Below are 24296 nucleotides of genomic sequence, written 5' to 3'. Positions count from 1 at the left end.
ACCCCTTGTTCATAAAAATAGGAAAATCATAACAGAATTACCAACAAAAACTTCATTTTATAACAATAAAAATGGCTATTAATACGATTTTTTCTGTTAATGCAAATTTTAAGTGCTTAATTTTAAAAGTAAACGCACTTTTAAATTATTCCCTTTAAAATGTTAAAAAATGACTTTAAAAAAAAGATTTGATCACATACAGATAAATATATTTTGCCTAGTTTTATGGCCTGATATCCCCAAATTAATATCATAAAGAATGTCTTACAATACTAATGGATTACTTCGGTTTCTAGATGCTCAAAACAAGTTGTATTTAACAGCTCTAGAAGAAATCAAAAAGGGTAAAAAAGAATCGCCTTGGATGTGGTTTATTTTTCCGCAGATAAAAGGAATGGGTTCGAGCGATAACTCCAAATTTTACGAAATCAAGAATGCCGATGAAGCAATTGCTTTTCTGGAGCATCCCATTTTAGGAAAACATCTTGTAGAAATTACTTCAGAACTTGCCAAAAAAGAAGAAAGTGTTTCTGATATTTTTGAAGGTCTTGATGTAGAAAAACTTCAATCGTGTATGACTTTGTTTGCCAGTGTACAAAACACAGAACCTGTTTTTCAGGAAGTGCTTCACAAGCATTTTGATGGCTCATCCGATTTTCATACGCTGCAATTATTGTATAGCAATTTATAGAAGTAAGAATCACTTTGCAAATCTGCAGGTTGTTCCAAAAATAAGACCTATTTAACTGTATTTCTAAATAAGATATTTATATTTGCAACGCTGTTGCGTTTATTTATTTGATAATTAAACTTTTAAATATACAGCAGAAATACCACGGAATGAAAAAGAAGATTACAGCCGTAAATTTCCTAATGTCTTTTGCAGTATTGTTTGCTATGCTGTTTCAGACGGTTCACTCCTATGAGCATATTTTAAAGCAGTCGGCAGAAAAACATTGCGATCATAAATACACTCCTGGTCAAAAAGAAATAACACACAGCCATTCGGTCGATGCAAATTGCCATATTTGTCATTTTGCTTTCAGTACGTTTATTCCCAACGCATTTCAAACCTTTACATTTCATAAAGCAGTTGCCAATACCTCTTATACATTCTTATATTTTGAGGCAATATCAACATTTTTCAAGGGCAGTCTTTTTGCCTTGCGTGCGCCTCCTACATTCTTTTAATTACTGCACTTTTTTAAACTCAAAAAACTTTGCTCTTTTATTCTAATGGAGTAAAAGGAAATTCACATTACCGTTTTTTAGTTTAAACTCTTTAGCTCCAAGTTAAAGACCTCTATTCCTTGCAGTAATTATTCAATAAAAAATTAATAATCAAGCTTTTAAAAACCATTAAAAGCCTGACATTTCTATATCTATTTTTAAAAATCATTTTTTTTCAACAAACAAAACTTATGCTTACAGCAACAAACCTAACTAAAAAATACGGCGATCATACGGCTTTAAATGCCTTAAACTTAACCATAAAAGAAGGCGAAATCTTTGCTCTTTTAGGACAAAATGGTGCAGGAAAAACGACAACAATCAATTTATTTTTAGGTTTTATTGAGCCAACATCGGGAGAATTAGAAATCAACAATATATCGGTTACAGCAAACAATCAGGAAACTAAAAAACATGTGGCCTATATTCCAGAAACCGTAATGCTGTATCCAAATCTTACTGGTTTAGAGAATCTTAAATTCTTTTCGTCATTAGCAGGGTTTAACTATTCTGATGGCGAATTAACTTATTTTCTAGACAAATCAGGACTTCAAGCCAAAGCACATAATCAAAACTTAGGCGGTTACTCTAAAGGAATGCGCCAAAAAGTAGGAATTGCAATTGCGATTGCAAAAAAAGCAAAAGTGCTTTTGTTAGACGAGCCTACAAGCGGCTTAGATCCAAAAGCTTCTAATGAATTTTCTCAGATTCTAAAAGAGCTTTCAGCAGACGGAACGGCAATCTTAATGGCAACTCACGACATCTTCAGAGCTAGAGAAGTGGCTTCGCACATCGGGATAATGAGGCAGGGAAATCTTGTTACTGTTATTGAAGCGGATAAAATTTCTGCAAATGAGTTGGAAGATTTGTATTTACAGACGGTTTAAGATGAAAAATATATTCTCTTTTTTACTTTTAATCGGCGGTACACATTTCATCCAGGCTCAAAATAGCAATAACAAAGTTAAAGACAGTATTGCAAAAGATTCTCTGGAAATGGAAACCAAACGAAACGAATTGCAGACTGTTGAAATTGTGGGGCGTTCGACTAAAAAATACAACAGCGACTATTCTTTTGCTGCCACTAAAACTGCGGCTTTAAACAAAGATATTCCGCAATCTATTTCGACTATAACCAAAGAATTAATTGCCGACAAAGGCGCTTTTTATCTGGCTGATGCCGTAAAGATGTCTAGTGGCGTAATTCCAGCTAGTTATTACAACCAATACACGATTCGTGGTATTAGTCAAAATGAAGAAGGGCAGATAATCAACGGAATGCGAACGCGTCAGTATTATTTTCTGCAGCCTTTAACAAGCAATATTGAGCGTATTGAAGTCATTAAAGGCCCGTCTAGCGCTACATTTTCTTCTGTTGATCCAGGCGGAAGCATTAACATGGTTACCAAAAAACCGTTGGCAGTTGACCGAAAAGAAGTTAGCATGAGCGTGGGCAGTTTTAGCACTTTGCGCGGAACGCTTGATTTTACTGGACCCTTAAACGAATCTAAAACACTTTTATATCGTGTAAACGGTGCATATCAGCAAGCAAAATCATTTCGTGATTTAGTCAATAATAAATCGTTTTTAATCTCGCCTTCTTTCAGTTATATCCCAAATGAAAAAACGGCAATTAATACAGAACTAATTCTGAGCGATATGACAGGAGTTTTGGATCGCGGACAGCCTATTTTTGGTGCTGTTGCCGGAAAAACGAGTTTGAATAAAACACCAATAAGTTTAAATCTTGGTGCGCCAGGTGATTTTTTCAAGTCGAAAGAAATGATTTTGATGACCAATTTTGCACATAAATTCAATTCTAAAATTGGTTTTAACGCCTCCTACATGAAGCAAACTTGGAAAGAAGATCTGCAGGAACACAGAACTACAAATGCTTTTGCTGTAGACATGAATAATCAGCCTGTTACCAGTCTAGCCATGATGCAATTTGTACAGCGTCAGCAAAACTGGGATGTCGACAACTTAAGCGCGTATTTTAATTTCGATTTTAAAACAGGAAAACTGAATCATAAGTTACTAACAGGTTACGATTTAAGTAGTTGGAATAAAAACAAAGGTGGCGGACAAAACGCAGGTAGAGGCTATTTATTGAAAGATGGAACAGTTGCCAGCACTTTTGTTTTGGCAAATGCATCCAATTACCAAACTGTTACAATTGATGGTATTGTTTTGCCCAAACCCAATGTTGATTATTTTAATTTGAATAATCCGATTTACAGAATTACAAGTCCTGAAGATTATACTTTGAATGTAAGAACGGCACTGCCATCGGCATTAACAATTACAAACGCTATTTACATCCAAGATCAGATTCAGTGGGAAAAGTTTACTTTTTTATTGGGTTTGCGAAACGAATGGTTTGAAGACATTACGAACTATGAAACTAGCAACGAACTGACCGTCAAAAAAACAGCTTTATTGCCCAGAATTGGAATTACTTATGCTGTAAATAGTGCGATAAATGTTTATACGACTTATCTAGAAGGCTATCAGCCACAATCTAATACCGTGACGCTAATGCCTCAAACGGGTTCTTTGCCAGGCGGAAGTCTATTTGATCCTCTAGAAAGTGATTTGAAAGAAATCGGGGTAAAAACGACTTTCTTAGACAACACGATGACTTTTAATGCGGCCGTTTACGAAATCAATCAGCGTAATATTTTAATGAACGCAAATGATCCAGCAAATCCGGATTTATTGGTAACGCGAGGTGCTGAACGAAGCCGTGGTTTTGAATGTGATTTAGCGGGTTATATTACGCCAGACTGGCAGATTAATGCTTCCTATAGTTATATCGATGCCGAAATAATTCAAGACAGTAATCCTGCTCTAATTGGTGCACGAAAGCAAAATACACCAAAAAATAGCGCCAATTTATGGACACGCTACAATTTTGCTGCCGATTCTGCCTTAAAAGATCTCGGAATTGGATTTGGAGTTCAATACCAAAGCAGTAAAGTGCCTTGGTTTACAAGAGATTTTACACTTCCTGATTTTACCATTTTTGATGCAGCTTTATTCTACAAACCCAACAAAAGCAATGTGCAAATTGCTCTAAATGCGGGCAATTTATTAAACAAAACCTATTGGCTTGGCGCGCAGAATTACCTGCGTTTATTCCCTGGAAGTCCTAGAAATGCAAGCCTTACCGTAACTTATAAATTTTAATTCCATTGAGATGAAAATATTTAAACACATAGAAATATAGATTTTGGCTTGTTTTAAAAAGGCGTTTCACTAGAATAAATCACATAGCTATGTGTTAGAAACTAGTTTCTTTCCATTACCTTCTTTTAGAAAAAAAATCTATGTTTCTATGTGTTTAAACCATTCACTCAACAGATAAATTTTAATTAACATGAAATTATTACATACAGAACTCCTTATAGCCAGGCATTTTAAAAATTCTGTTTTTAAAAATCCGGCTCTTTATATCATTACCTTTTTTATTGGCGCATTACTTTTATTCGCCGCTTTTTCGGGCTGGGACAATTACAAAAGCCAAAATGAAACCAGTGAAAAATATCAGCATGAATCTCGCGAAGACTGGTTGAAAAATCCAGACAAAAATCCGCATAGGATGGCGCATTACGGCAATTTTGCCTTTAGAAAAAGCACCTCTTTAAGCGTTTTTGAATTTGGAATGGAACCTTTTTTTGGAAATGCGATTTTCTTAGAAGCTCATAAACAAAATACGGCTAATTTCTCTGAGGCAGGCTTTTCCAACAGCATGCTTCGTTTTGGCGAGATCAGCATTGCGATGGTTTTGCAAGTTTTACTGCCTTTATTAATCTTTTTTATCGGATTTAATGCTGTTGCTTACGAAAGAGAAAACGGAACTCTAAAAATACTTTTGAGCCAAGGAATTAATTGGAAACAACTTTTATGGGGCAAAATCCTTGGTGTTGCTAGCGTTGTTATGCTTCTTTTTGTTCCAACCATTATCGTATTGGTTTTAATCTGGCTAATGCTTCAGGATTTTTCAATTTCGGCAGATGAGACGATCAAAATGCTGCTGTTTATTCTGTTTCATTTTATTTATCTAATGTTCTTTTGTGTTGTTGCTGTTTTGGTATCGGCGTCAAGCAAAACTTCAAAAAAAGCATTAGTTTCTTTAATTGGAATCTGGCTGATTTTAACGATTATCTTGCCAAGAACAACACAAGCTATTGGAGCTTATTTGTATGAAGCGCCATCAAAAATTCAGTTTACCAGCAATATCGAAAAAGATATTTTAAAACAAGGTGACAGCCACAATCCAAACGATTTGCACTATAAGGCAATAAAAGATTCTTTATTACGAGTTTACAAAGTCGATTCGGTACAAAAACTTCCTTTTAATTATTCTGGGTTTATTATGACCGAAGGTGAGCGAATCAGCTCGAATATCTACAATAGACATTTAAAAGATTTATTGAAGATTTATGCCCAACAAAACAGCTTTTCAAAAGCCGTTTCTTTTCTCAATCCGTATATCGCCATGAAAAATTTATCAATGGGATTATCGAATACGGATTACGATTCTTATATCGATTTCCAGAAACAAGCGGAGAAATACCGTTACATAATGGCGCAGAAAATGAATGCGTTGCAAGTTAAATACATCAGCAATAAAAAACCTGGCCCAAATGATAAACCGCTAATAATTGGCAAAGAACACTGGGCAGATCTTGAAGAATTTCATTATGAGCCTAAAAGCATTAGCGAAGTTTTAAAAACCGAAATCGTTTCTATTGTATCTATTCTTTTATGGGTAATTCTATTGTTTGTTTTGATCAGAATTGCTGCTAAAAATCTAAAAGCCATCTAATATGCTAGTACTCTTATTTAAAAATTTTATACGATCAAAAGGTACCAAAATTGGATTACTTTTTTTATTAATCATTGGTTTTATAAGCCTTTTAATTGGCCATCAATTTCAGGAAAAACAACAAAATAATATTACTGAAGCGGCAGTGTATCAAAAAGAGCATATCGCTAGAAATGCCGCCTTCCATAAAGATGAAATTGGCCTCCTGCTCTACTACATCAAGTTTTCATTGGTCAACAATACTTTGCCAATTAACAGTTTAGCCATTGGGCAGCGAGATGTTAATCCGTCTATTCAAAATGTTACCATTCGTGGTTTAGAAGGCCAGAAATACGATTCGGAACTCAATAATCCGAGTAATTTATTGTCTGGAAATATTGATTTTAGTTTTGTTCTTTTGTACCTGTTTCCGCTTTTGATCATTGCTTTTTCGTACAATATTATTTCTGAAGAAAAAGAATCAGGAACCTGGAAGATTGTTGCTGTACAAAGTCCGAATACTTTTTTTTATATCCTGAAACTATTCTATGTTAGAATTTTAAGTTTAATGGCACTTTTAACTTTGATTCTTTTGGCGGCGGTTGTCTTATTACAGATTCCGCTTGATCAATCCTTCTTTGTGTTTTATGGACTTTCTATTTTGTACATTTTATTTTGGTTTGCGGTTTGTTTTTTCATTGTATCACTGCAGAAAAATTCTAATTTCAATGCGGTTATTCTGTTAACCATCTGGCTGTTTCTCATAATCATTCTTCCGGCCGCAATCAATACTTATATTATCAACAAATATAAAGTTCCCGAAGCTTTAGAATTGACCCTTACCCAACGAAATGCCTACCACGAAAAGTGGGATATGGACAAACAGGAAACGGTAGATAAATTCTACAAACATTATCCGCAGTTTAAAAAATATGCACTTCCTGACACAGAGTTTAGCTGGCTTTGGTATTACGCGATGCAACAAATGGGCGACGACGAATCGGCAATTCAGTCCAAAGAATTAGAATCGAAATTAGAACAGCGAAACCATGCCAGCGAATTAATTGCCTTGTTTATTCCAACGCTTCATACACAGATTCAGTTAAACGAAATTGCAAAGTCAGATTTGCGTAATCAGCTTTTGTTTTTAAAAGAAACAACTAAATTCCACGAAAAATTACGTCTGCATTTTTACCCAAAAATATTCGAAAATGCACCTGTAAATCAACAAAAATGGGAAGATTTTAAAGTAGAAACGTTTAAAGACAACTCTGAAACGAGTTTTATGAAAACGATTTTGCCTTTGGTGCTTTTCAATTTACTTTTGATCGGTTTTGGATGGAGGAATTTTAAACGTAAAGCTATTATTTAACTGCAAAGTTATTTTACCGCAAAGAGCGCGAAGGTTTACGCAAGGTTCGCAAAGTTTTTTAGAAAATATTTGCCTTTTTTAACCGCAAAGAGCGCGAAGAGTTACGCAAAGTCCGCAAAGTTTTTAGACAAAGCTTTGCGGACTTCGCGTTTTTATAAGAATCCTAAACAAAAAAACTTTGCGTGCTTTGCGGTTAAAAAAGCAATACTTTGCGGTTAAAAAGTAGTACTTTTAGTGAAATTTCTTTTTAATGAAAAAAATATTTATAGCCGGCGTTGTCTTTGTATTCATTTTATATGCTTTCAAAAAATTAGTTTATGATTCTTATCAATGGAAAAAAGCAATTAACAGTCCTGAGCATAAATTGCAATTGGGAAGTTTTATCTTTAGCAAACAAAGCGGCTCTAACGGGAGTCAAAGCATGGAACACAAATACTTTATTTTTAGGGTAATTGAAATAAACGGCGATTATGTGAGACTTTCGGTTGTTAGGCAGTTATCGCAAAAAGACAAGCTACTTCAATCTGATTTCTCTACTACCAAAGAAGCTTACAAAGATTTAAAACAAAACATAGGCAATATAAAAATTACCGGAATACTAAAAGAGGATTTGTATAAAGCTGGTTCGTTCTTATACCTTGAATAATTTTTTATTAGAAAAATATCCTTCCTTACTGCAGTCAAGATATTATTTTGAAGAAATTCCCGAAAATAAAAAACATCTTCCAATACCAGTTGATTACAATGAATTACAGGAATATTTCAGTTTAGTTTATTCTAAAAATGAAATCATAAACAAGGGAAAACTGGTTCCATGGGTTTTAAATAACAACACTACACCCGAATTAGCCGAAAGGTTATCTCAAAATATAGATTTGATACTTAATTAACCACAAAATTATTTAGCTGTAAAATTATTTAACCGCAAAGTTCGCAATGGTTTACGCAAGGTTCGCAAAGTTTTTAGACAAAGCTTTGCGGACTTTGCGTTTTTTTAAGAATCCTAAACAAAAAACTTTGCGTGCTTTTCGGTTAAAAAAACAGCAATACTAAACCTATTCTGAATAATTTTTTCAGGAAAGTAGTTTATTTGAATTTTATTTAGAATTAATATAAATAAACTTTTATATTTGCCGCTTTCTGAGCAAAATTGAGTAGTTTTTAAAATTTCTTTTAATATTGCTTCACCCAAAGTAAATTTCGTTTAATGAGTGATAATGCCAGTTTAGAATTAGATCTTTTCCATTCCTTTAAGGAAGGCGACGAAACTGCATTCAAGTTTTTTTACGATAAATACTTTAGGAGAATCCAATCTTTCAGCGTTCAATTTATTTACGATCAAGACGAAGCTGAAAATCTTGCTCAGGAATCCTTACTACACCTGTGGCAAAGTAGAGAAGACATAGAATCTATAAACGGGATTCAAGCTTTCTTATTTACTTATGCCAAATCAAAATGCTTGAATTTAATCCGTCATAATAAAGTGAAGGATAAATTCAAAAATGACCTCTTAAACCACAAAGAAAGAGAATTGGATATCGAAGTTTTAAATTCGATTCAGTTTGACACTTTAGAATTAACCGAATTAGAACGTATAATTCAGGAATCTATCAGCGATCTGCCTCCAAAAACCAGAGAAGTTTTTATTAAAAAACGCTTTGAGAATAAAAAAAATGCAGAAATCGCCGAAGAACTAGGAGTTTCCTTAAAAGCCGTAGAAGCCCATATGACAAAGGCTTTGAAGATTTTAAAGACTAAATTATCTGATTATTTGTTCTTAATTTTTATCCTTATTTATAATAATTAAGAATAAAGGGTAGGGTATTTTAATTCTGAGGTGTACTTATAATGGCGAGAAGTTTTAAAAAGCATATATGACATCGGAAATACTAAATAAATACCTTTCTAATGAAGCTTCAGAACAAGAAGTTCAGGCACTTTTTGATTGGATTGAAGCATCAGAAGAAAATAAAAAACAATTTATAAAGGCTAAGAAAATTTGGGCATTAACCACACTTTCTTCAGACTTATCTATTGAGACTGTTTCGGTAATCCAAATGCAGCCAAAAAACAAAATCAGAACGTATTTACAGTATGCTGCAGTTTTTCTATTCTTTTTGGGTTTAGGAACCACTATTTATTTGTTTAACAGTAAATCTGAAACTCCAAAAGAAATTGTTCTAGAATTAGGCGACGGCCGTCTGGAGTATTTCTCTGGAAAAACTCAGACCACTCTTTTAAATGACAAAGGCGATTTGGTTGCCAAAAAATTTCCTAACGAGATTATTTACTTTGGCAAAGTTCAAGATCACAAAGTGATTTATAATACGCTTTCTATTCCGTACGGAAAACGTTTCAAACTTAAACTTTCAGATGGTACTGTTGTGAGTTTAAATTCTGGAACCACTTTGCGCTATCCGGAGCAATTTGGCTTAAATGGAAGCAGAAACGTGTACTTAACTGGCGAGGCATTTTTTGAAGTAGCCAAAGACAAAATGCATCCGTTTATTGTTCATGCTAATCAAGCAGATATTGAAGTTCTCGGGACCACATTTAATGTGAGCGCTTATCCCGAAAACCCTACAGTTAATAGTACATTAATTGAAGGAAGCATTCGAATGTCTGAAGCCCTTAATCCTTCTAATGCTATTTTGCTGGAGCCCAACCAAATGGCTACATGGCAAAATAATTCCAAAAAACTGGTCTTAAAAGAAGTAGATCCAACCTTTTATGCTGCCTGGACAAAAGGCGAACTTGCTTTTAAAGACACCCCATTTTCTACAATCGCTAAAATTATTCAGCGTACTTATGATGTTGAAATTATCAACGAAAATTCTGATTTGGCCAGACAGAATTTTACCGGTACGATTAAAATTAGCGAATCTAGTGTCGAGAACATTTTAGAACTGCTAAAACGTGACACGCCATTTAATTATTCTATTCAACAAAAAACCATTACAATCACCAATCCGCGATAAATAAATAAACATGACATTTACGATACAACCCGTTTTAAGAAAAATTCTGTTTTTCTTAGCCCTACTCATATCTGGATTCAAAGGATTTTCTCAGAATAAACTCATAACATTACATGTAAAAAACAAACCTATAAGCCTAATTATCAAATCTATTGAAGAGCAAAGTGATTTTAGAATCATTTATAATGCAAAAAAAATAGATACCGATCAGTTAGCCGATTTAGATGTTAATAATGCTTCTCTAGAAACGGTTTTAACGCAGTTACTAAAAGATAAAGGCATTGCATTTTACATTCAGAAAAAGCAGGTTTTATTGACTCCTTCGGTTCCTGAAACTTCAAATTCGGCAGTTCAGGAAACTTCAAGAATGATTAGCGGAACAGTTTATAGCGCAAAAGACAGACAACCACTTCCAGGTGCTTCTATTCGCATAAAAGGAACTGGAATGGGCGCTATTACCGATTTTAACGGAAAGTTTGTCTATCAGCTAAAAGGAAATACGATTTCGAATCTGGTTCTTGAAGCCGGTTTTTTAGGAATGGAAACCCAATCTCAAAAAGCAGACAATAAAAAGGATTTTGTTTTTTATCTTCAAGAAGCAACAGATGAACTAAATCCTGTTGTGATTACCTCGTCTTATGGTACTACAAAGTTAAAAGAAGAAATTGTGGGAAGTATTTCGACTTTACAAGCCAAAGATATTGCTGTCGAGCAAGCTTCTGAGAGTTTTGATAAAATGATCACGGGACAAATTGCTGGAGTTATGGTAGAAAATACTTCTGGTGTAGGTGGCCCTGTAAAAATTAATATCCGCGGTCAAGGTACATTATCTTCTTTAAGCGGGGCAATTACCGGAACTTCTTCGCAACCGCTTATTATTATTGATGGTGTTGTAATGAGCGAAGAATATGCTATTGATAGCAGTTTGTTTAACGGAAGCGGCGATTTTTCTGAAAACATCGCTAATCCTTTAATGAAAATTGCTCCAGAAAATATTGAAACCATTTCTGTTTTAAAAGATGCTGCAGCCGTGGGTATTTATGGTGCCGACGGAGCAAATGGAGTAATTTTGATTACCACTAAAAAGGGTAAAAAAGGTAAAACGCAATTTGGATTTTCAAATCAGTTAGGAGTTTCTTCTGCCATTAATCAAATTAAATATTTAAACGGAGAACAATACACAGAACTTCGAAATGAGTTCATGAAAAACACCACAACTGGCTATGTTCCTGTTGCTTATAATGGCGTAAATACTGACTGGTTTAACATTCTAAACCGAGCTGGAATTTATAACAAATATAATTTCAATGTTTCGGGTTCTACTTCTAAATTTTCGTACCGAACCAATGTTAGTTACACCAAAATTGACGAACCTCAGGTTGGAAATGAGTCTAAGCAATTAAATGCAGGAATAAATTTAGGATATAGTTCTGGCAAATGGGATATCAATTTAATGCTGAATCCGAGTTTTGTACAAAAAGATGCGCCAAACATTTTTTATAGTTTTGCCTACCTTCCTACTCTTCCCGTATACAATGCAGACGGATCGTATGCCGATTTAGGTTTAAGCGGTGCTACGAGAGGAAATCCGTTGGCGGCAATTGAACAAAACAAAAATGAAGCACAGACTTTTGGTCTTTTAGGAAGTATCAATTTATCTTATAAACTCAATAAAAATATTCGTTTTTCTACTCTTTTTGGTATGGATTATACCGATAAAGAACAAGATCGTTATTTTTCTGCAGCAAATGAAAGCGGTCAGTTTAACGGAACTTTTATTCTAAACGGAGATACTCATGCCGCTTGGGGACGCCGTCTTATCAATGAAAGAAATTCAACTAAATGGAACTGGCAAGGACAAGCTTTGTTCAATAAGCAACTGAATGAAAACAATGAAATTGACGGTGTTGTTGGTTTTGAATTGGCTGAAGACAAAACAGATTTCAATTACCAATCTGGGGTCGGATTTTTAGAGCCAAACCGTATTAATGCTGTTACAGATGCCATAAGAGATGATAATCCAAACACAACTCAAGATGAATCTAAAGATGGTCAGACCTACAGAAATGAAATCAGTTACAATTCGAGAGTTTCTTTATTCTCTCAGGTAAATTATAATTATAAAAAACGCTATTTCTTGTTGGCAAATTACCGTCGCGATCAGAGTTCTGTTTTTGGAGATGATACCGATGTGGCTCATAATGGAGGTTTAGGTGCTGGTTGGATTATTAGCAATGAAAACTTTTTAGACTCTAATTCTTGGATTGATTTCTTGAAATTAAAAGCGAGTTATGGCACAACAGGAAATTCTAAAATTGGTTCTTACCGATCAAAAGGTTTGTACAATATCAGCCAGAACGGATATAATGGTGCTATTGGAGCAACTACAGGTTTTGCGCCAAATGGAAGGTTAAGTTGGGAAAAAAACACAAAATTCAATGCAGGATTTGATTTTAATATTTTCAAAAGAATCGAATTGACTTTAGAATATTATTATGACAACAAAAGCAATTTAATTACTGCCCGAGATATCCCGACAGAAACGGGTTATAGCGCAGTGCAATTAAACGCAGCCAGTATGTACAATAAAGGTTTTGAGCTTACTACAAGAATTAAATGGATAAAAAGCGATGCTTTTAAATGGACAACAGCATTTAATATTTCTACCATAGACAGCAAAGTAACCGACTTAAAAGGCCTAGGAAGCGATTATTCTGAAGCGAATATTGCATTGGCGCAAAAAATAGGCTATAGCACTACAACATTATGGGGAATAAAATGGGTTGGCGTTGATCCTGCAACAGGAAGAGATCTTGTTCAAAAAAATGGTCAAGTTTACGATGCAAAAACCTATAATGAACTCCATACTGTTGCCGATTGGGAGCCAATTGGAGACAAGCAAGCAGATGCTTACGGTGGTTTTTATAACACTTTTACTTTCTATAACAATCTTACGCTGTCTGTTAGAGGAGATTATCAAATTGGTGGTGACTTATTGGCGTCAAGCGTGCTTATAGATCAATATAATGTAACAACAAACCGAAATCTTTCTGTAAATGCATACGATTATTGGAGAAACCCAGGCGATAATGTTTCTCAGTCAGCGGTAACACTTTCGCCAATTCTAAACAACTTAAGCAAGTATGTTTATGATGCTACTTACATCAGAATTAGTAATATAAATTTAAGTTATAATGTACCGCTGAAAAATACTTTTCTGGATGCTCTTTCTGTTTTTGCCGATGCTACAAATGTGGCGTATTGGTACAAAGAAAAAAGTCCGAAAGGAATGAACGGAGTTCGAGAGTATAGTTATATCTATCCGCAAGCAAGAACAATTTCGCTTGGAGTAAATGCTAAATTTTAAGAAAATGAAATATTCAAAATACTTATCTATATTTTTTCTAATGCTTTCATTACAAAGCTGTAGTGACTTTTTAGAACAAGAACCTGGAACACAAACTTCTATAGACGAACTTTTACAGAACAAAACAGGGGTTTTACAGGCACTTACAGGTCTTTACACCGAAGTAGAAGCCAATGTAAGACCAGATCGTTATGCTGCTTATGCTGATTTACAGGGCGGTAATATAAAATTTGCACCAGTTGCAACGGGAGGTTCTAGAGGTCAAATTTCTCCAGCAATAAATCTGCAGCAAGTTTATTCTTTTGAAGATGTAGCGCTAACCAGTAATTTCAAATCATTTTACGATACCAGTTATGATATAATCAATCAGGCAAATTTAATTTTAGAATTTACTCCTGCCCTAACCGACGCCACTGAGGCAGAGAAAAACCAAATAAAAGCAGAAGCTTTGGCAATAAGAGCATACGCACATTTTCTTTTATCTCTTGTTTACAGCCAAGATTATAAATATACTCCAGATGCATCGCATTTAGGGATTATATACAGCAAAGAATCTATAAAATCTGGCATACAATATCCTGCCAGAAAAACGGTTGCTGAAACCTATACTTTAATTATAAATGATTTACAAACGGCTATCGATAATTATTCAGATGCTTCACTCCTTTCTGGTTCGTGCTTATTCTTTCTTTAACAGAAAAAATACAAAAGCATTATTGGCGAGAGTTTATCTTCAAAAAGGAGATTGGGCAAATGCTTACGAAATGGCAAATGATGTAATTACCAATTCTGGCGTTGTGTTAACCAGCAAAGAAACTTTAATTGCAGAATGGGAAAAGCCAGATCTTCCGGTGTCTGAAATTTTGTTGGAATTTTCTATTCCAAAAGATACTGAAGGAAGTGTTACTTCATCCATGTCTAGTACTTTCGGCTATATTACAGATACTAACTTTCAAAAATATACTGCTTCAAATGATTTAGTTAATCTTTACGAAAGCACAGATTTAAGAAAACAATTATTCTTAACAAAATCGCTTTTTACAATAGTAAGTGGCGTTCAGACCAATCTTAATTACAATTTTACCAAAAAATACCAGAATAATGCAGGTTATGTAGCTTCTAGGCTTAGTGAAATGTATTTAATTCGTGCCGAAGCAGCGCTAGAAACCAACAGAGCCGATTTGGCAATGGCAGATATTAACATCATTCGTGCCCGCGCCAATGCATCTCTATTAACCAATACAAACAATCTTAAAGAAAATATCTTTTTAGAACGAAGAAAAGAATTATGCTTTGAAGGTTTCCTATTTTTTGATATTGCCAGAATGCACAAAGATGTTTCCAGAAATGATGGCTGTATTGCTACGGTTTGCAGTCTTACTTATCCGTCTTTAAAATACGTACTGCCAATACCAACATTCAACACTAATCTTAACCCAAACTTGCAGCAAAATGACTCGTATTAAGATATTCAGTATATTATTTATAGCAGTATTATATATTTCATGTTCTAAAGATGATTACAAATTAGGCTCAGACATTGATCCTTTTTTACGATTTAATTTTTTAGTAAAAAGTGACAATACACCTCTAGAATACCCAACCGTAAACGGAAATTTAGTTCCGCAGTCTACTTATGAAAACAAATCTGTAAAGACCTTAAAAATTCCTGTAGCTTTAACAACACGCGAATTGAAAGGAACTGTTACAGCCAATTTTAGTGCCGAAACAAACGGTGCAAGCGACAGTTTTAGTGTAAATCCTGTCAATCAGCTTTCTTTTCAAGGTAGCAAATTGACAGATACAATTTATGTCTCGTTTGATAAAAGATGGACTCAAAGCCAGAATATTACATTAAAATTAGAAACGGTTTCTGATCCTGATATTCATATTGGAAACCTGAATACAGAATATCCAAACACTACTTTCAAGATTAATTTAGGAACTATTGCAACCAATTGCACCTTTCCTGTAACACAATACAATATAAAAGGCGAAATGGGCGAAAAAATCGATTTTATAGTCAATTATCCGAATGGGTTTTTCCCTGAGGAAATTGAAAATGCGTCTATTTTTAAATTCCAAAACGGATTCGAATATTCCTTAACTCATGATGATTATGGCGACAACAGAACTTCTGTAACCTATCATTTAACTCTCTTAGAAGATCTTCAAAATGACGATGTTCGATACGAGTCTAAATTAACGCTTGTAAATATTCCGAATTACACTGCAACTGGAAACATCAACTTGACCATTGTAAAACCAATAAAAACGCCAAGAGATGTTCTGGCCTATCCAGCTTCAAAATTTACAGACCCGACCAATGCGTTTTATCTAACATACGGCGAACATTGGTTTAATAATAATGGTACGTGTTCTTGGCAGACTTTCAACGCTTTAACTTTCCCAGTTATCGTTACAAAAGACGATCCTAATGCCATATTATACAGCGATAGAGGAACTACAAATCCTAACGACGATATTTATCACGATGCTTTCAAAATTGGATTTAACGTAGCAAGCGGAACCAATACGGTGAATTCTTTTGGTTTAAAAAGATGGTTTTCTAACGAAAATAATTCTGCTTCAATATCACCTGGATTTAATATTACGTCTGCTTTAGAATTTTTCCCTGCAAACGGAAACAGCAAAACTGAAGGAACCGTTTTAGTAATTCCGCAGGACATCACTATTGGAACTACCGGAACTGCAGCTGTACCATCAAGATCACATGTTATTGCTATTTCAGGTGAAGGAACCTACAAAGAAATAAGCAATGGCTTATATGAAATATCATTTGAATTAAAACTAACAAATGAGGCACTGTTTGGAGGAACAGTTTCGACACAATATAGAATGTACAATAACAGAACGTATCCAAAACCAGCGGCTTTAAGTATAGACTGTCCGAAGGAAGTTACGCTTTAAATACTCAGTCGCAGTTTGGAACTTTTCAAGCTTTGTCAAAGTTTTAAACTTTGACAAAGCTTTCGGAAGTTAAGACAACATGAGACTGAGACTGAGACTTCAAAACAAAATCAAACAAAAACAAAAAAACAAGAGAATTGAAAAAACTAATCATCCCAATCTTATTCCTGCTGAGCTTAACGGCTCATAAAAGCATAGAAGGTGCCTGATTACATCGATATTCAGGAACTAAGAAAACTCTATTCTAGTGGAGATGCCTCAAAATGGCCTGTCGCAGAATTAAATGAAAACGTCGATAAATCGAAATTTCAAGATATTGGCGTGCTTCCTGCGGTTCCTTATCCTGCTTACAATCCGTATTCGAAGGAAAAAGAAAGTTTGGGAAAGATTTTGTTTTTTGATCCGAGATTATCGCGAAGCGGTCAAATTGCCTGTGCTTCTTGCCACAATCCAGAATTGGGCTGGACAGACAATCTAACACGCTCTTTTGGTCATGATCGCCAAACAGGAAAACGCAATTCAATGACGATTTTAAACTCGGCATACGCAACCTCTCTATTTTGGGACGGACGAGCTTCGAGCTTAGAAGATCAAGCGCAATTTCCTGTTTCTGATCCTTTAGAAATGAATGAAAAACTGACGCTTGCTGTTGATAAAATAGCCAAAATAAAAGGTTACAATGCATTATTTACAGATGCTTTTGGAGATAAAAAAGTGACTTTAGAGAGAATTCAATATGCGATTGCCACTTTCGAAAGATCGATCAATAGTCCGAAAAGTAAATTTGACCAGTTTGTAAGCGGAAAATCAGATATTTATACTGATCAGCAAGTAAAAGGAATGCATTTGTTTAGAACCAAAGCACAATGCATTAATTGCCATAATACGCCTTATTTTAGTGATAATGAGTTTCATAATGACGGCCAAACTTTATTCGGAACCAAAAACGAAGATTTCGGACGTTACAATGTGACGAAAGATGTAAAAGATATCGGCAAATTTAGAACTCCAACACTCCGTGAAGTTGTAAACACAAAACCTTGGATGCATCACGGACATTTTCCAACTTTATTGGATGTTGTAGAATTGTACAATCTCGGAAATCCGTCTCCTGTTCAAAAAAAATATCTAGGAACAGCCCGAGATTCTCTCATTCCAAAATCAAATCCAATGCTTAGAAAATTGAATTTAAGTAAGGAAGAAATAGGCGATTTATTGGCTTTTATTGAAACTTTAAGTACGCCAACTAGAAGAATAATGATTCCCGAAATGCCAAAATAAGTTAGTTAATTGATTTGTATTTTGCCCCAACTATTTACAAATCTGGTAAGCCCATTTCTTTTTTGAAATGGGCTTTTTATTTAGAAATGTTTATTCTAAAGACATAAATGTTATTCATTTCAGTTATTAAATCTTGAGTACTTTTCTTCTTTCTCAACTTTTATTCAATCGTGAAATACAATCGAGTAATAAAATTTAATTTATTTGTAAAACCCCAGCGGGGTGAAATATTTATAGAATTACAATAAAAACGAATAAAAAAAGCTCCGGAGGAGTGACATATTTTTTTGCAATCTAAATATATGTCACTCCTCTGGAGCTTTATATTTTAACCGTTTATTCTTTGCTATAAATATTTCGCTTCTCCGAAGCTTACAAAAGAAGAGCTGATTGTATGACATCGTCAGCAGTCATATTATATAAATTGCTTAGTACTCTATCTATAAAATTCATTTTAAATTGTTTAAAATATAATAAGAACTAAAAATTAATCAATCCACTCACTTTCTTCAAGATTGTCAACACTAATTGGTTTTCTAAATCTAAAAGTAATTCCAATTCCTAAAGGGTCACAAATATTAAATTTTCCATCTGCAAACCTTATCATCCATTCAACCGAATCTTCCCAAAATGTAAATTCAGGCATAGCAATTGGAAATAAATCAGGATCAAGAACCAAAAGATCATATTCGCTTTCTTTAATATTATATTTTTCTCTTTTTTCAGTTAAAGTTTCTTTAATATATAAAATAGCTGTTTCTAAGTATTGATCAATATTTAAAACTACAGCTTCTACAAATTCTATCGTTTCATTTGAAATTATCCTGTTTTTTGTAAAAATATAAATTGGGATTTCATTTACATATCCTGACCAAATAAATTCATTATCAGGACCATTCCCTAAATTTAAATTCCCAAATTTAGATTCATATATATTTATTTCCTTTGTCATATTTTCACTACAATATTAATTGCAAATATATTTTAATCAAACAGTTTAAAAAGTCTCTATAAGTTGTAATTATATCAAATTAAGATAATTAGTGAGGCTTTTTTGAAAAAATTCCAATCATGCAAATCTTTCAAACAACCCGAATAATATATCGCTCCTCCAGAGCTTTATATTGTAAACGTTTATTCTATAAATATTTCGCTTCTCCGAAGCTTACAAAAGAAGAGTTATAATTGAGTCGGCAGTTTTTTTAAAACTCATGAATTACACCCCAAAAATTGCAAAATGAAATTTTTTCGATAATCTTACAATAATTCCCGTTTGTCTTTTTGTAACTTTAATAAAATATTTAAAAACGTAATTTAACTCCAAGCAATACTTATTTACTATCCTTTCATTGATGCATAAAATAGCGCTGTGTCCTTATTATCAATGGCGTTTTTTAAATTTGTTTATCACTGAAAAGAAGCTTTTTCTTTTATAAAAAATTATTGCCATGAGAATAGATCAAATACAAATCAAAACAAACGATATTCAAAAAACGAAAGCATTTTACCAAAACCTCTTTGGGCTTTTTATTCTGGAAAATGACCAAAAATCGATCACATTTCAAGCCGGAACTTCTATTTTAAAATTTGTTGAAGATCCAGATTTTAATTCCATCTATCACTTTGCTTTTAATATTCCTGAAAATCAGCTTGAAGAAGCCATTCAATGGTGCAAAGACAAAGTTGAATTAATTGTTTTGAAAGATAAAAGCGTCGTTACTAACTTTGAAAACTGGAATGCGCATTCTATTTATTTCTTTGATCACAATGGAAACTTGCTCGAATTCATTGCTAGACATGATCTTAATAATGAACAAGTTGGTGAATTCAACTCTGCTTCTATTTTAAACATAAGCGAAATCGGAATTGTTACGGAAAATCCATTAGAATTAGGAAATCAATTAATCGAAGAACACGGATTGCATTTCTTTTCTCAAAATACAAATACCGATAAATTTGCTGCAATTGGCGATCATGAAGGTTTATTGATTCTGGTTCAACCGACTAGAAATTGGTATCCAACTCAAATTCCTTCTGAAAGTAATCCGGTAAAAATAACTTTAGAGAATAATGAAAACATAATTGAATTACGTTTTTAAAACACTTTATTTCAAGCACATCAAAATATAATTTGTATTTTCATCTTATAAAAGCTGAAAAAATGAGTTTAAAATATCTGAAACAATATGGATTTGTCTTGTTGCTATTAAGTTTTTATACCTCTAAAGGGCAAAACAATCTTGCATACGAAGCTTTAATTGCAGAAGCTTCGTTAATGCATCTTCAAAAAAATTATAAAAACGCTATTCCAAAACTGGAAAAGGCATTTTCAATTGAAAAACCCGATGCTCTAAATGCGTACAAAGCGGCTGGAATGTATTCGCTTGACGAAAATAAAACAAAAGCGTTTGAGTATTTAGATTTGTCATTGGATAAAGGTTGGACGGAAGCAGACCAATTATTGATCGATCCGTATTTTGATTTCATTCGGAATAATTATCCTGAAGAATGGAAAGTTATAGCGCAAAAATCGCATTTGAAAGAACAAGAATATGAAAAGACATTGTTACTTCCTGAGCTTCGAAAACAAATTATTGCAATGGGAATTGAAGATCAGAAAATCAGGTATTCTAAAATTCAAACTTCTGATCCTGCACAATTGAATGAAATACAGAAGAAGATTAACGAGTTAGATTTTAAAAATCTTTCTGCTGCAAAAGAGATTTTGAAAAAACACGGCTGGCTCAAAATATCTCAAATTGGTAAAGACGGCGCTCACAATTTCTGGCTCATTGTACAGCACTCAGATCAAGATATTCTATTTCAAAAAACTGCTTTGCATGAAATGGAAAAACTAAAAGGAACAAAAGAACTCGATATGGAAAATTATGCTTTTTTGTATGACAGAGTTCAATGCAATCTCAATTACAAGCAACTTTACGGAACGCAAGTAAATTGGACCCGAAACGGTGAAGCATCAGGTTTTAGAGGAATTTTAAAAGAAAATGAAACCGATAAAAGGCGAATTTCTTTAGGATTGGTTCCTTTAAAAATTTATGCACTAAATTATGGTTTTAAATACACGCTTCCGACAGCTTCGGACGCTGCAAAAAAGGATAAAAAAGATAAAGAAGACACTTTAAGTCTTATCAGTTTGGCTAAAAAATATTATGCAGCAAAAGTATTTCAGAAAGTATATGAAAACTACAATAACGCCTCAATGATTCTAGGCGGAATGACAAGCACACAAAACTTTGAAGCCGCGGAACTTTTTGCAAAAATTTATAATCAGACCAATGAAGAACAATACCGAAGTATTGCTTTAGATTTTTTAAGTTTAAATCATCTTAGAGGCGATTTAAACTTAAAATCATTATTATCTAATACAGCATTTCAAAAGTTCTATTCCGAAAGTAGATGGAAAGATATAATCAATAAATAATTCGATTTTTTGTACTTTTATTGTTGATTTAAAAACTGAATAAAATGCCATTTGTTAGAATAAGTCTTCCAAAAAAACTTTCGCTTGAAACAAAAAATACTATTTCTGAAGTTATTCATCAATCTTTAATTGAAGAATTTAATATTCCTGTCGATGATTATTTTCATGTAATTGAAGAACTAGAAACACATCAGATAAAATATCCTAAAAGTTATTTAGGAATTTCACATTCTGAACAAATAGTTTATGTACAAATAACTGCGGGACAAGGAAGAACTTTAGAACAAAAGAAAAAACTATATCATAAAATTGCTTCAAAAATTTCGGCTTCAACTGAAATACTAATCAACAACATAATTATTATTTTACTGGAAAATAATGGTCATGAAAACTGGTCTTTTGGCAATGGGGAAATTCAAGAGCAAAAACATTTAAAGAAATAAGCAAAAAGCCCAATTCGTATGAATTGGGCTTTTATTATCTTAAAATTTCATTCTCTGAATTCTTACCGCATTTAATATCGCTAACAGCGCTACTCCAACATCAGCAAAAACAGCTTCCCACATGGTGGCAAGTCCGCCCGCGCCTAGAATTAATACAAAAGCTTTTACCACAAAAGCTAATGTAATATTCTGCCAGACAATCTTTTTGGTTTGTTTTCCTATATTGATTGCCATTGCAATTTTACTTGGTTTATCGTCCTGAATTACGACATCGGCAGTTTCTATGGCAGCATCGCTCCCTAAACCTCCCATCGCAATCCCGACCGTGCTTAAAGCAATTACAGGCGCATCGTTTACTCCATCGCCCACAAAAGCAATCGTTTCGTTTTTGGCCTTAATTTCGTTAACCTTATTCACTTTATCTTCTGGAAGCAAATCGCCAAAAGCTTTCGTAATTCCAAGCTTATCTGCTACGAATTGAACGACATTCGATTTGTCTCCACTCAACATGGTCAGCTTTACGCCTAGAGACTTTAGTTTAGAAACCGTTTCTTTCGCATCTTCTTTAATTTCATCTGCAATAGTCAGATAACCTGCAAATTTATTTTCATAAGCAATTGCAATTGTGGTATAAACTATTGAAGACGGATCAATATCATACGAAATCGAATATTTATCCAAAAGCTTAAAATTCCCTACAAGCAATTCTTTTCCGTCGTAAGTTGCTTTTAATCCGTGGCCTGAAATTTCTTCGATTTCTTTTAATTCTACCGAAGAATCAATTGGTCCAACATGATTATGAATGGCCGTAGCTACAGGATGTGTACTTCTGTTTTCTAAAGCATTGACCAGTTTTAAAATTTCGTCTTTATCCAATTCGGGTTTTATAATAACTTCTTGCACTTTAAAAACACCTTCGGTCATGGTTCCCGTTTTGTCAACTACGACATGCTGAATTGTGGAAATACTATCAAGAAAATTACTGCCTTTAAATAGAATTCCGTTTTTACTTGCCGCACCTATTCCGCCAAAATAACCCAACGGAATACTGATAACCAAAGCGCACGGACAAGAAATTACCAAGAAAACTAAAGCTCTGTATAACCAGTCACTAAAAACGTAATTATCTACAAAAAGCATTGGAAGCAGACAAATCGCAATGGCAAGATAGACTACAATAGGTGTATAGATTTTAGCAAACTTTCTAATAAACAATTCGGCAGGAGCTTTTTTGGTTGTGGCATTTTGTACCAACTCTAGAATTTTAGACAATTTACTGTCATTGTAAGCTGTTGTTACTTTTACTTCGACAATAGTACTTCCGTTTAACATTCCAGCCAAAACGGTATCGCCTTTCTTTTTAGTATCTGGTTTACTTTCTCCCGTCAAAGCGGCTGTATTAAACGAAGCGGAATCGGATAACAACACGCCATCCAAACCTAATTTTTCACCCGCTTTAAGCTGAATAATCGCTCCAATCTGAACGTCTTTGGCTTTGACTTTTACTGCAACATTGTTTTCTAAAACATGCACCTCATCTGGACGTTGATCGAGCAGACTTTTAATACTCGATTTTGCTCTACTAACCGCCATTCCTTGAAAGGTTTCTCCAATAGTGTAAAATAGCATAACAGCAACACCTTCTGGATATTCTCCAATGGCAAAAGCACCGATTGTGGCGATACACATCAGGAAAAATTCTGAGAAAACATCTCCTTTTACAATGCTTTCGTAAGCTTCTTTTAAAACCGGAAGTCCGACCGGAAGATACGCAATCGCATACCATACAATTCTAACATATCCTGTAAACCATTCTTGCGGAAAATAGTTGTCTAAACTAATTCCGATTAGCAGTAAAATAAAAGATATAATCGATGGAAGAAATAGTTTAAATAAATTGCCACTTGCATTGTGTTCGTGATCATGTCCGCCATGATCGTGCCCATCATTGTCTGAATGCACTGGTTCGTCATGAGAACAGCAGCAAGAAGGTTTGGTTTTATTTTTTATCGTTTTTATTTCTTTATCTTGATGTATCATTTTTTGAGTTTCAAGTTTCAGGTTTAAAGTTTCAAGTTTTTAATGCCTGAAGTTATTGTTTAAATAATGTCCTAAAATTAAGCATTTTGTGGTAAAGTTTGTTGCCACAAAGGCACTAAGTCTCTAAGTTTTTTTTAAGTTGGATTGAGTTAGTCTCGCAAAGACGCTAAGTCGCAAAGTTTTTTTGCCACAGATTAAAAGGATTGAAAGGATTAAAAAAAAATCTATTAATCTGTATGGTATAAAAAATCATGTTAATCCTTTTAATCTGTGGCAAAATTTCAATTGCCTCCAGCTTTAGCTGGAGGTTGAATAAATTCTAATTTGTAGGCTTTAGCCAAACTTACGAATTTTGGCTAAAGCCTTTTCTTATGGTCTCTTTTTACCTCCAGCTAAAGCTGG

The 24296-nt window shown here is 33.9% G+C and carries 20 protein-coding genes; 18 read left to right on the top strand and 2 right to left on the bottom strand.

Going from position 1 to position 24296, the window contains the following annotated elements:
* The first annotated feature begins 259 nt into the window (after nucleotides 1–259).
* The 15 genes from ACPWTF_RS23040 (at nucleotide 260) to ACPWTF_RS22970 (ending at nucleotide 17969) form a co-directional block, all read left to right on the top strand.
* Complete coding sequence (locus ACPWTF_RS23040) at nucleotides 260–691, top strand: DUF1810 domain-containing protein (RefSeq protein ID WP_427873348.1); 432 nt, start codon at nucleotides 260–262, stop codon at nucleotides 689–691.
* 149 nt (nucleotides 692–840) lie between these two features.
* Nucleotides 841–1191, top strand: a complete 351-nt coding sequence (locus ACPWTF_RS23035; protein ID WP_427873346.1) for a hypothetical protein — start codon at nucleotides 841–843, stop codon at nucleotides 1189–1191.
* 230 nt (nucleotides 1192–1421) lie between these two features.
* Nucleotides 1422–2117, top strand: a complete 696-nt coding sequence (locus tag ACPWTF_RS23030; RefSeq protein ID WP_250835799.1) for an ABC transporter ATP-binding protein — start codon at nucleotides 1422–1424, stop codon at nucleotides 2115–2117.
* Between the two features lies 1 nt (nucleotide 2118).
* Complete coding sequence (locus ACPWTF_RS23025; protein WP_427873343.1) at nucleotides 2119–4419, top strand: TonB-dependent siderophore receptor; 2301 nt, start codon at nucleotides 2119–2121, stop codon at nucleotides 4417–4419.
* 190 nt (nucleotides 4420–4609) lie between these two features.
* Complete coding sequence (locus tag ACPWTF_RS23020) at nucleotides 4610–6061, top strand: ABC transporter permease (protein WP_427873341.1); 1452 nt, start codon at nucleotides 4610–4612, stop codon at nucleotides 6059–6061.
* A 1-nt stretch (nucleotide 6062) separates the two neighbouring features.
* Nucleotides 6063–7412, top strand: a complete 1350-nt coding sequence (locus tag ACPWTF_RS23015) for a DUF3526 domain-containing protein (RefSeq protein WP_427873339.1) — start codon at nucleotides 6063–6065, stop codon at nucleotides 7410–7412.
* Nucleotides 7413–7662: 250 nt separating this feature from the next.
* The gene (locus ACPWTF_RS23010; protein WP_427873337.1) at nucleotides 7663–8058 is read left to right on the top strand and encodes a hypothetical protein; all 396 of its coding nucleotides are present in this window, start codon (nucleotides 7663–7665) and stop codon (nucleotides 8056–8058) included.
* Nucleotides 8051–8302, top strand: coding sequence for a hypothetical protein (locus ACPWTF_RS23005; protein ID WP_427873335.1), 252 nt, complete (start codon nucleotides 8051–8053; stop codon nucleotides 8300–8302). The genes ACPWTF_RS23010 and ACPWTF_RS23005 overlap by 8 nt, the downstream gene beginning before the upstream one ends.
* A gap of 317 nt (nucleotides 8303–8619) precedes the next feature.
* On the top strand, nucleotides 8620–9219 hold the full coding sequence (locus tag ACPWTF_RS23000; RefSeq protein WP_427873333.1) for an RNA polymerase sigma-70 factor: 600 nt from the start codon (nucleotides 8620–8622) through the stop codon (nucleotides 9217–9219).
* Between the two features lie 67 nt (nucleotides 9220–9286).
* Entirely contained in the window at nucleotides 9287–10390 is a 1104-nt protein-coding gene (locus ACPWTF_RS22995; RefSeq protein ID WP_427873332.1) for a FecR family protein, read from the top strand.
* A 10-nt stretch (nucleotides 10391–10400) separates the two neighbouring features.
* Complete coding sequence (locus ACPWTF_RS22990) at nucleotides 10401–13757, top strand: SusC/RagA family TonB-linked outer membrane protein (RefSeq protein WP_427873330.1); 3357 nt, start codon at nucleotides 10401–10403, stop codon at nucleotides 13755–13757.
* Nucleotides 13758–13761: 4 nt separating this feature from the next.
* Nucleotides 13762–14451 carry a RagB/SusD family nutrient uptake outer membrane protein gene (locus ACPWTF_RS22985; protein WP_427873328.1) on the top strand — a complete coding sequence of 230 codons (690 nt, stop codon included), beginning with the start codon at nucleotides 13762–13764 and terminating at the stop codon, nucleotides 14449–14451.
* Nucleotides 14411–15223: a RagB/SusD family nutrient uptake outer membrane protein gene (locus ACPWTF_RS22980; RefSeq protein ID WP_427873327.1), complete on the top strand. Its 813-nt coding sequence runs from the start codon at nucleotides 14411–14413 to the stop codon at nucleotides 15221–15223. The genes ACPWTF_RS22985 and ACPWTF_RS22980 overlap by 41 nt, the downstream gene beginning before the upstream one ends.
* A complete protein-coding gene (locus ACPWTF_RS22975) occupies nucleotides 15210–16688 on the top strand; it encodes a hypothetical protein (protein WP_427873326.1) in 1479 nt (492 codons plus the stop codon). The genes ACPWTF_RS22980 and ACPWTF_RS22975 overlap by 14 nt, the downstream gene beginning before the upstream one ends.
* Before the next feature lie 201 nt (nucleotides 16689–16889).
* On the top strand, nucleotides 16890–17969 hold the full coding sequence (locus ACPWTF_RS22970; RefSeq protein WP_427873324.1) for a cytochrome-c peroxidase: 1080 nt from the start codon (nucleotides 16890–16892) through the stop codon (nucleotides 17967–17969).
* 487 nt (nucleotides 17970–18456) lie between these two features.
* Here the strand turns inward: ACPWTF_RS22970 and ACPWTF_RS22965 are convergent, their stop codons facing one another.
* Nucleotides 18457–18921 carry a hypothetical protein gene (locus ACPWTF_RS22965; RefSeq protein WP_427873322.1) on the bottom strand — a complete coding sequence of 155 codons (465 nt, stop codon included), beginning with the start codon at nucleotides 18919–18921 and terminating at the stop codon, nucleotides 18457–18459.
* 496 nt (nucleotides 18922–19417) lie between these two features.
* On the opposite strand from ACPWTF_RS22965, the gene ACPWTF_RS22960 reads away from it, so the two are divergent.
* From ACPWTF_RS22960 to ACPWTF_RS22950, 3 genes are all read left to right on the top strand, one after another.
* On the top strand, nucleotides 19418–20068 hold the full coding sequence (locus ACPWTF_RS22960) for a VOC family protein (RefSeq protein ID WP_427873320.1): 651 nt from the start codon (nucleotides 19418–19420) through the stop codon (nucleotides 20066–20068).
* 62 nt (nucleotides 20069–20130) lie between these two features.
* Nucleotides 20131–21411 carry a DUF6624 domain-containing protein gene (locus ACPWTF_RS22955; RefSeq protein WP_427873319.1) on the top strand — a complete coding sequence of 427 codons (1281 nt, stop codon included), beginning with the start codon at nucleotides 20131–20133 and terminating at the stop codon, nucleotides 21409–21411.
* A gap of 44 nt (nucleotides 21412–21455) precedes the next feature.
* Entirely contained in the window at nucleotides 21456–21854 is a 399-nt protein-coding gene (locus ACPWTF_RS22950) for a tautomerase family protein (RefSeq protein ID WP_427873317.1), read from the top strand.
* A gap of 39 nt (nucleotides 21855–21893) precedes the next feature.
* On the opposite strand, the gene ACPWTF_RS22945 is transcribed toward ACPWTF_RS22950, so the two are convergent.
* Nucleotides 21894–23894, bottom strand: a complete 2001-nt coding sequence (locus ACPWTF_RS22945) for a heavy metal translocating P-type ATPase (protein WP_427873315.1) — start codon at nucleotides 23892–23894, stop codon at nucleotides 21894–21896.
* Nucleotides 23895–24296 lie beyond the last annotated feature (402 nt).

The organism is Flavobacterium sp. MMS24-S5, from assembly GCF_050320125.1.
Classification (GTDB): Bacteria; Bacteroidota; Bacteroidia; order Flavobacteriales; family Flavobacteriaceae; genus Flavobacterium; species Flavobacterium tyrosinilyticum.
This window is presented reverse-complemented; position numbering and strand designations above follow the sequence as displayed.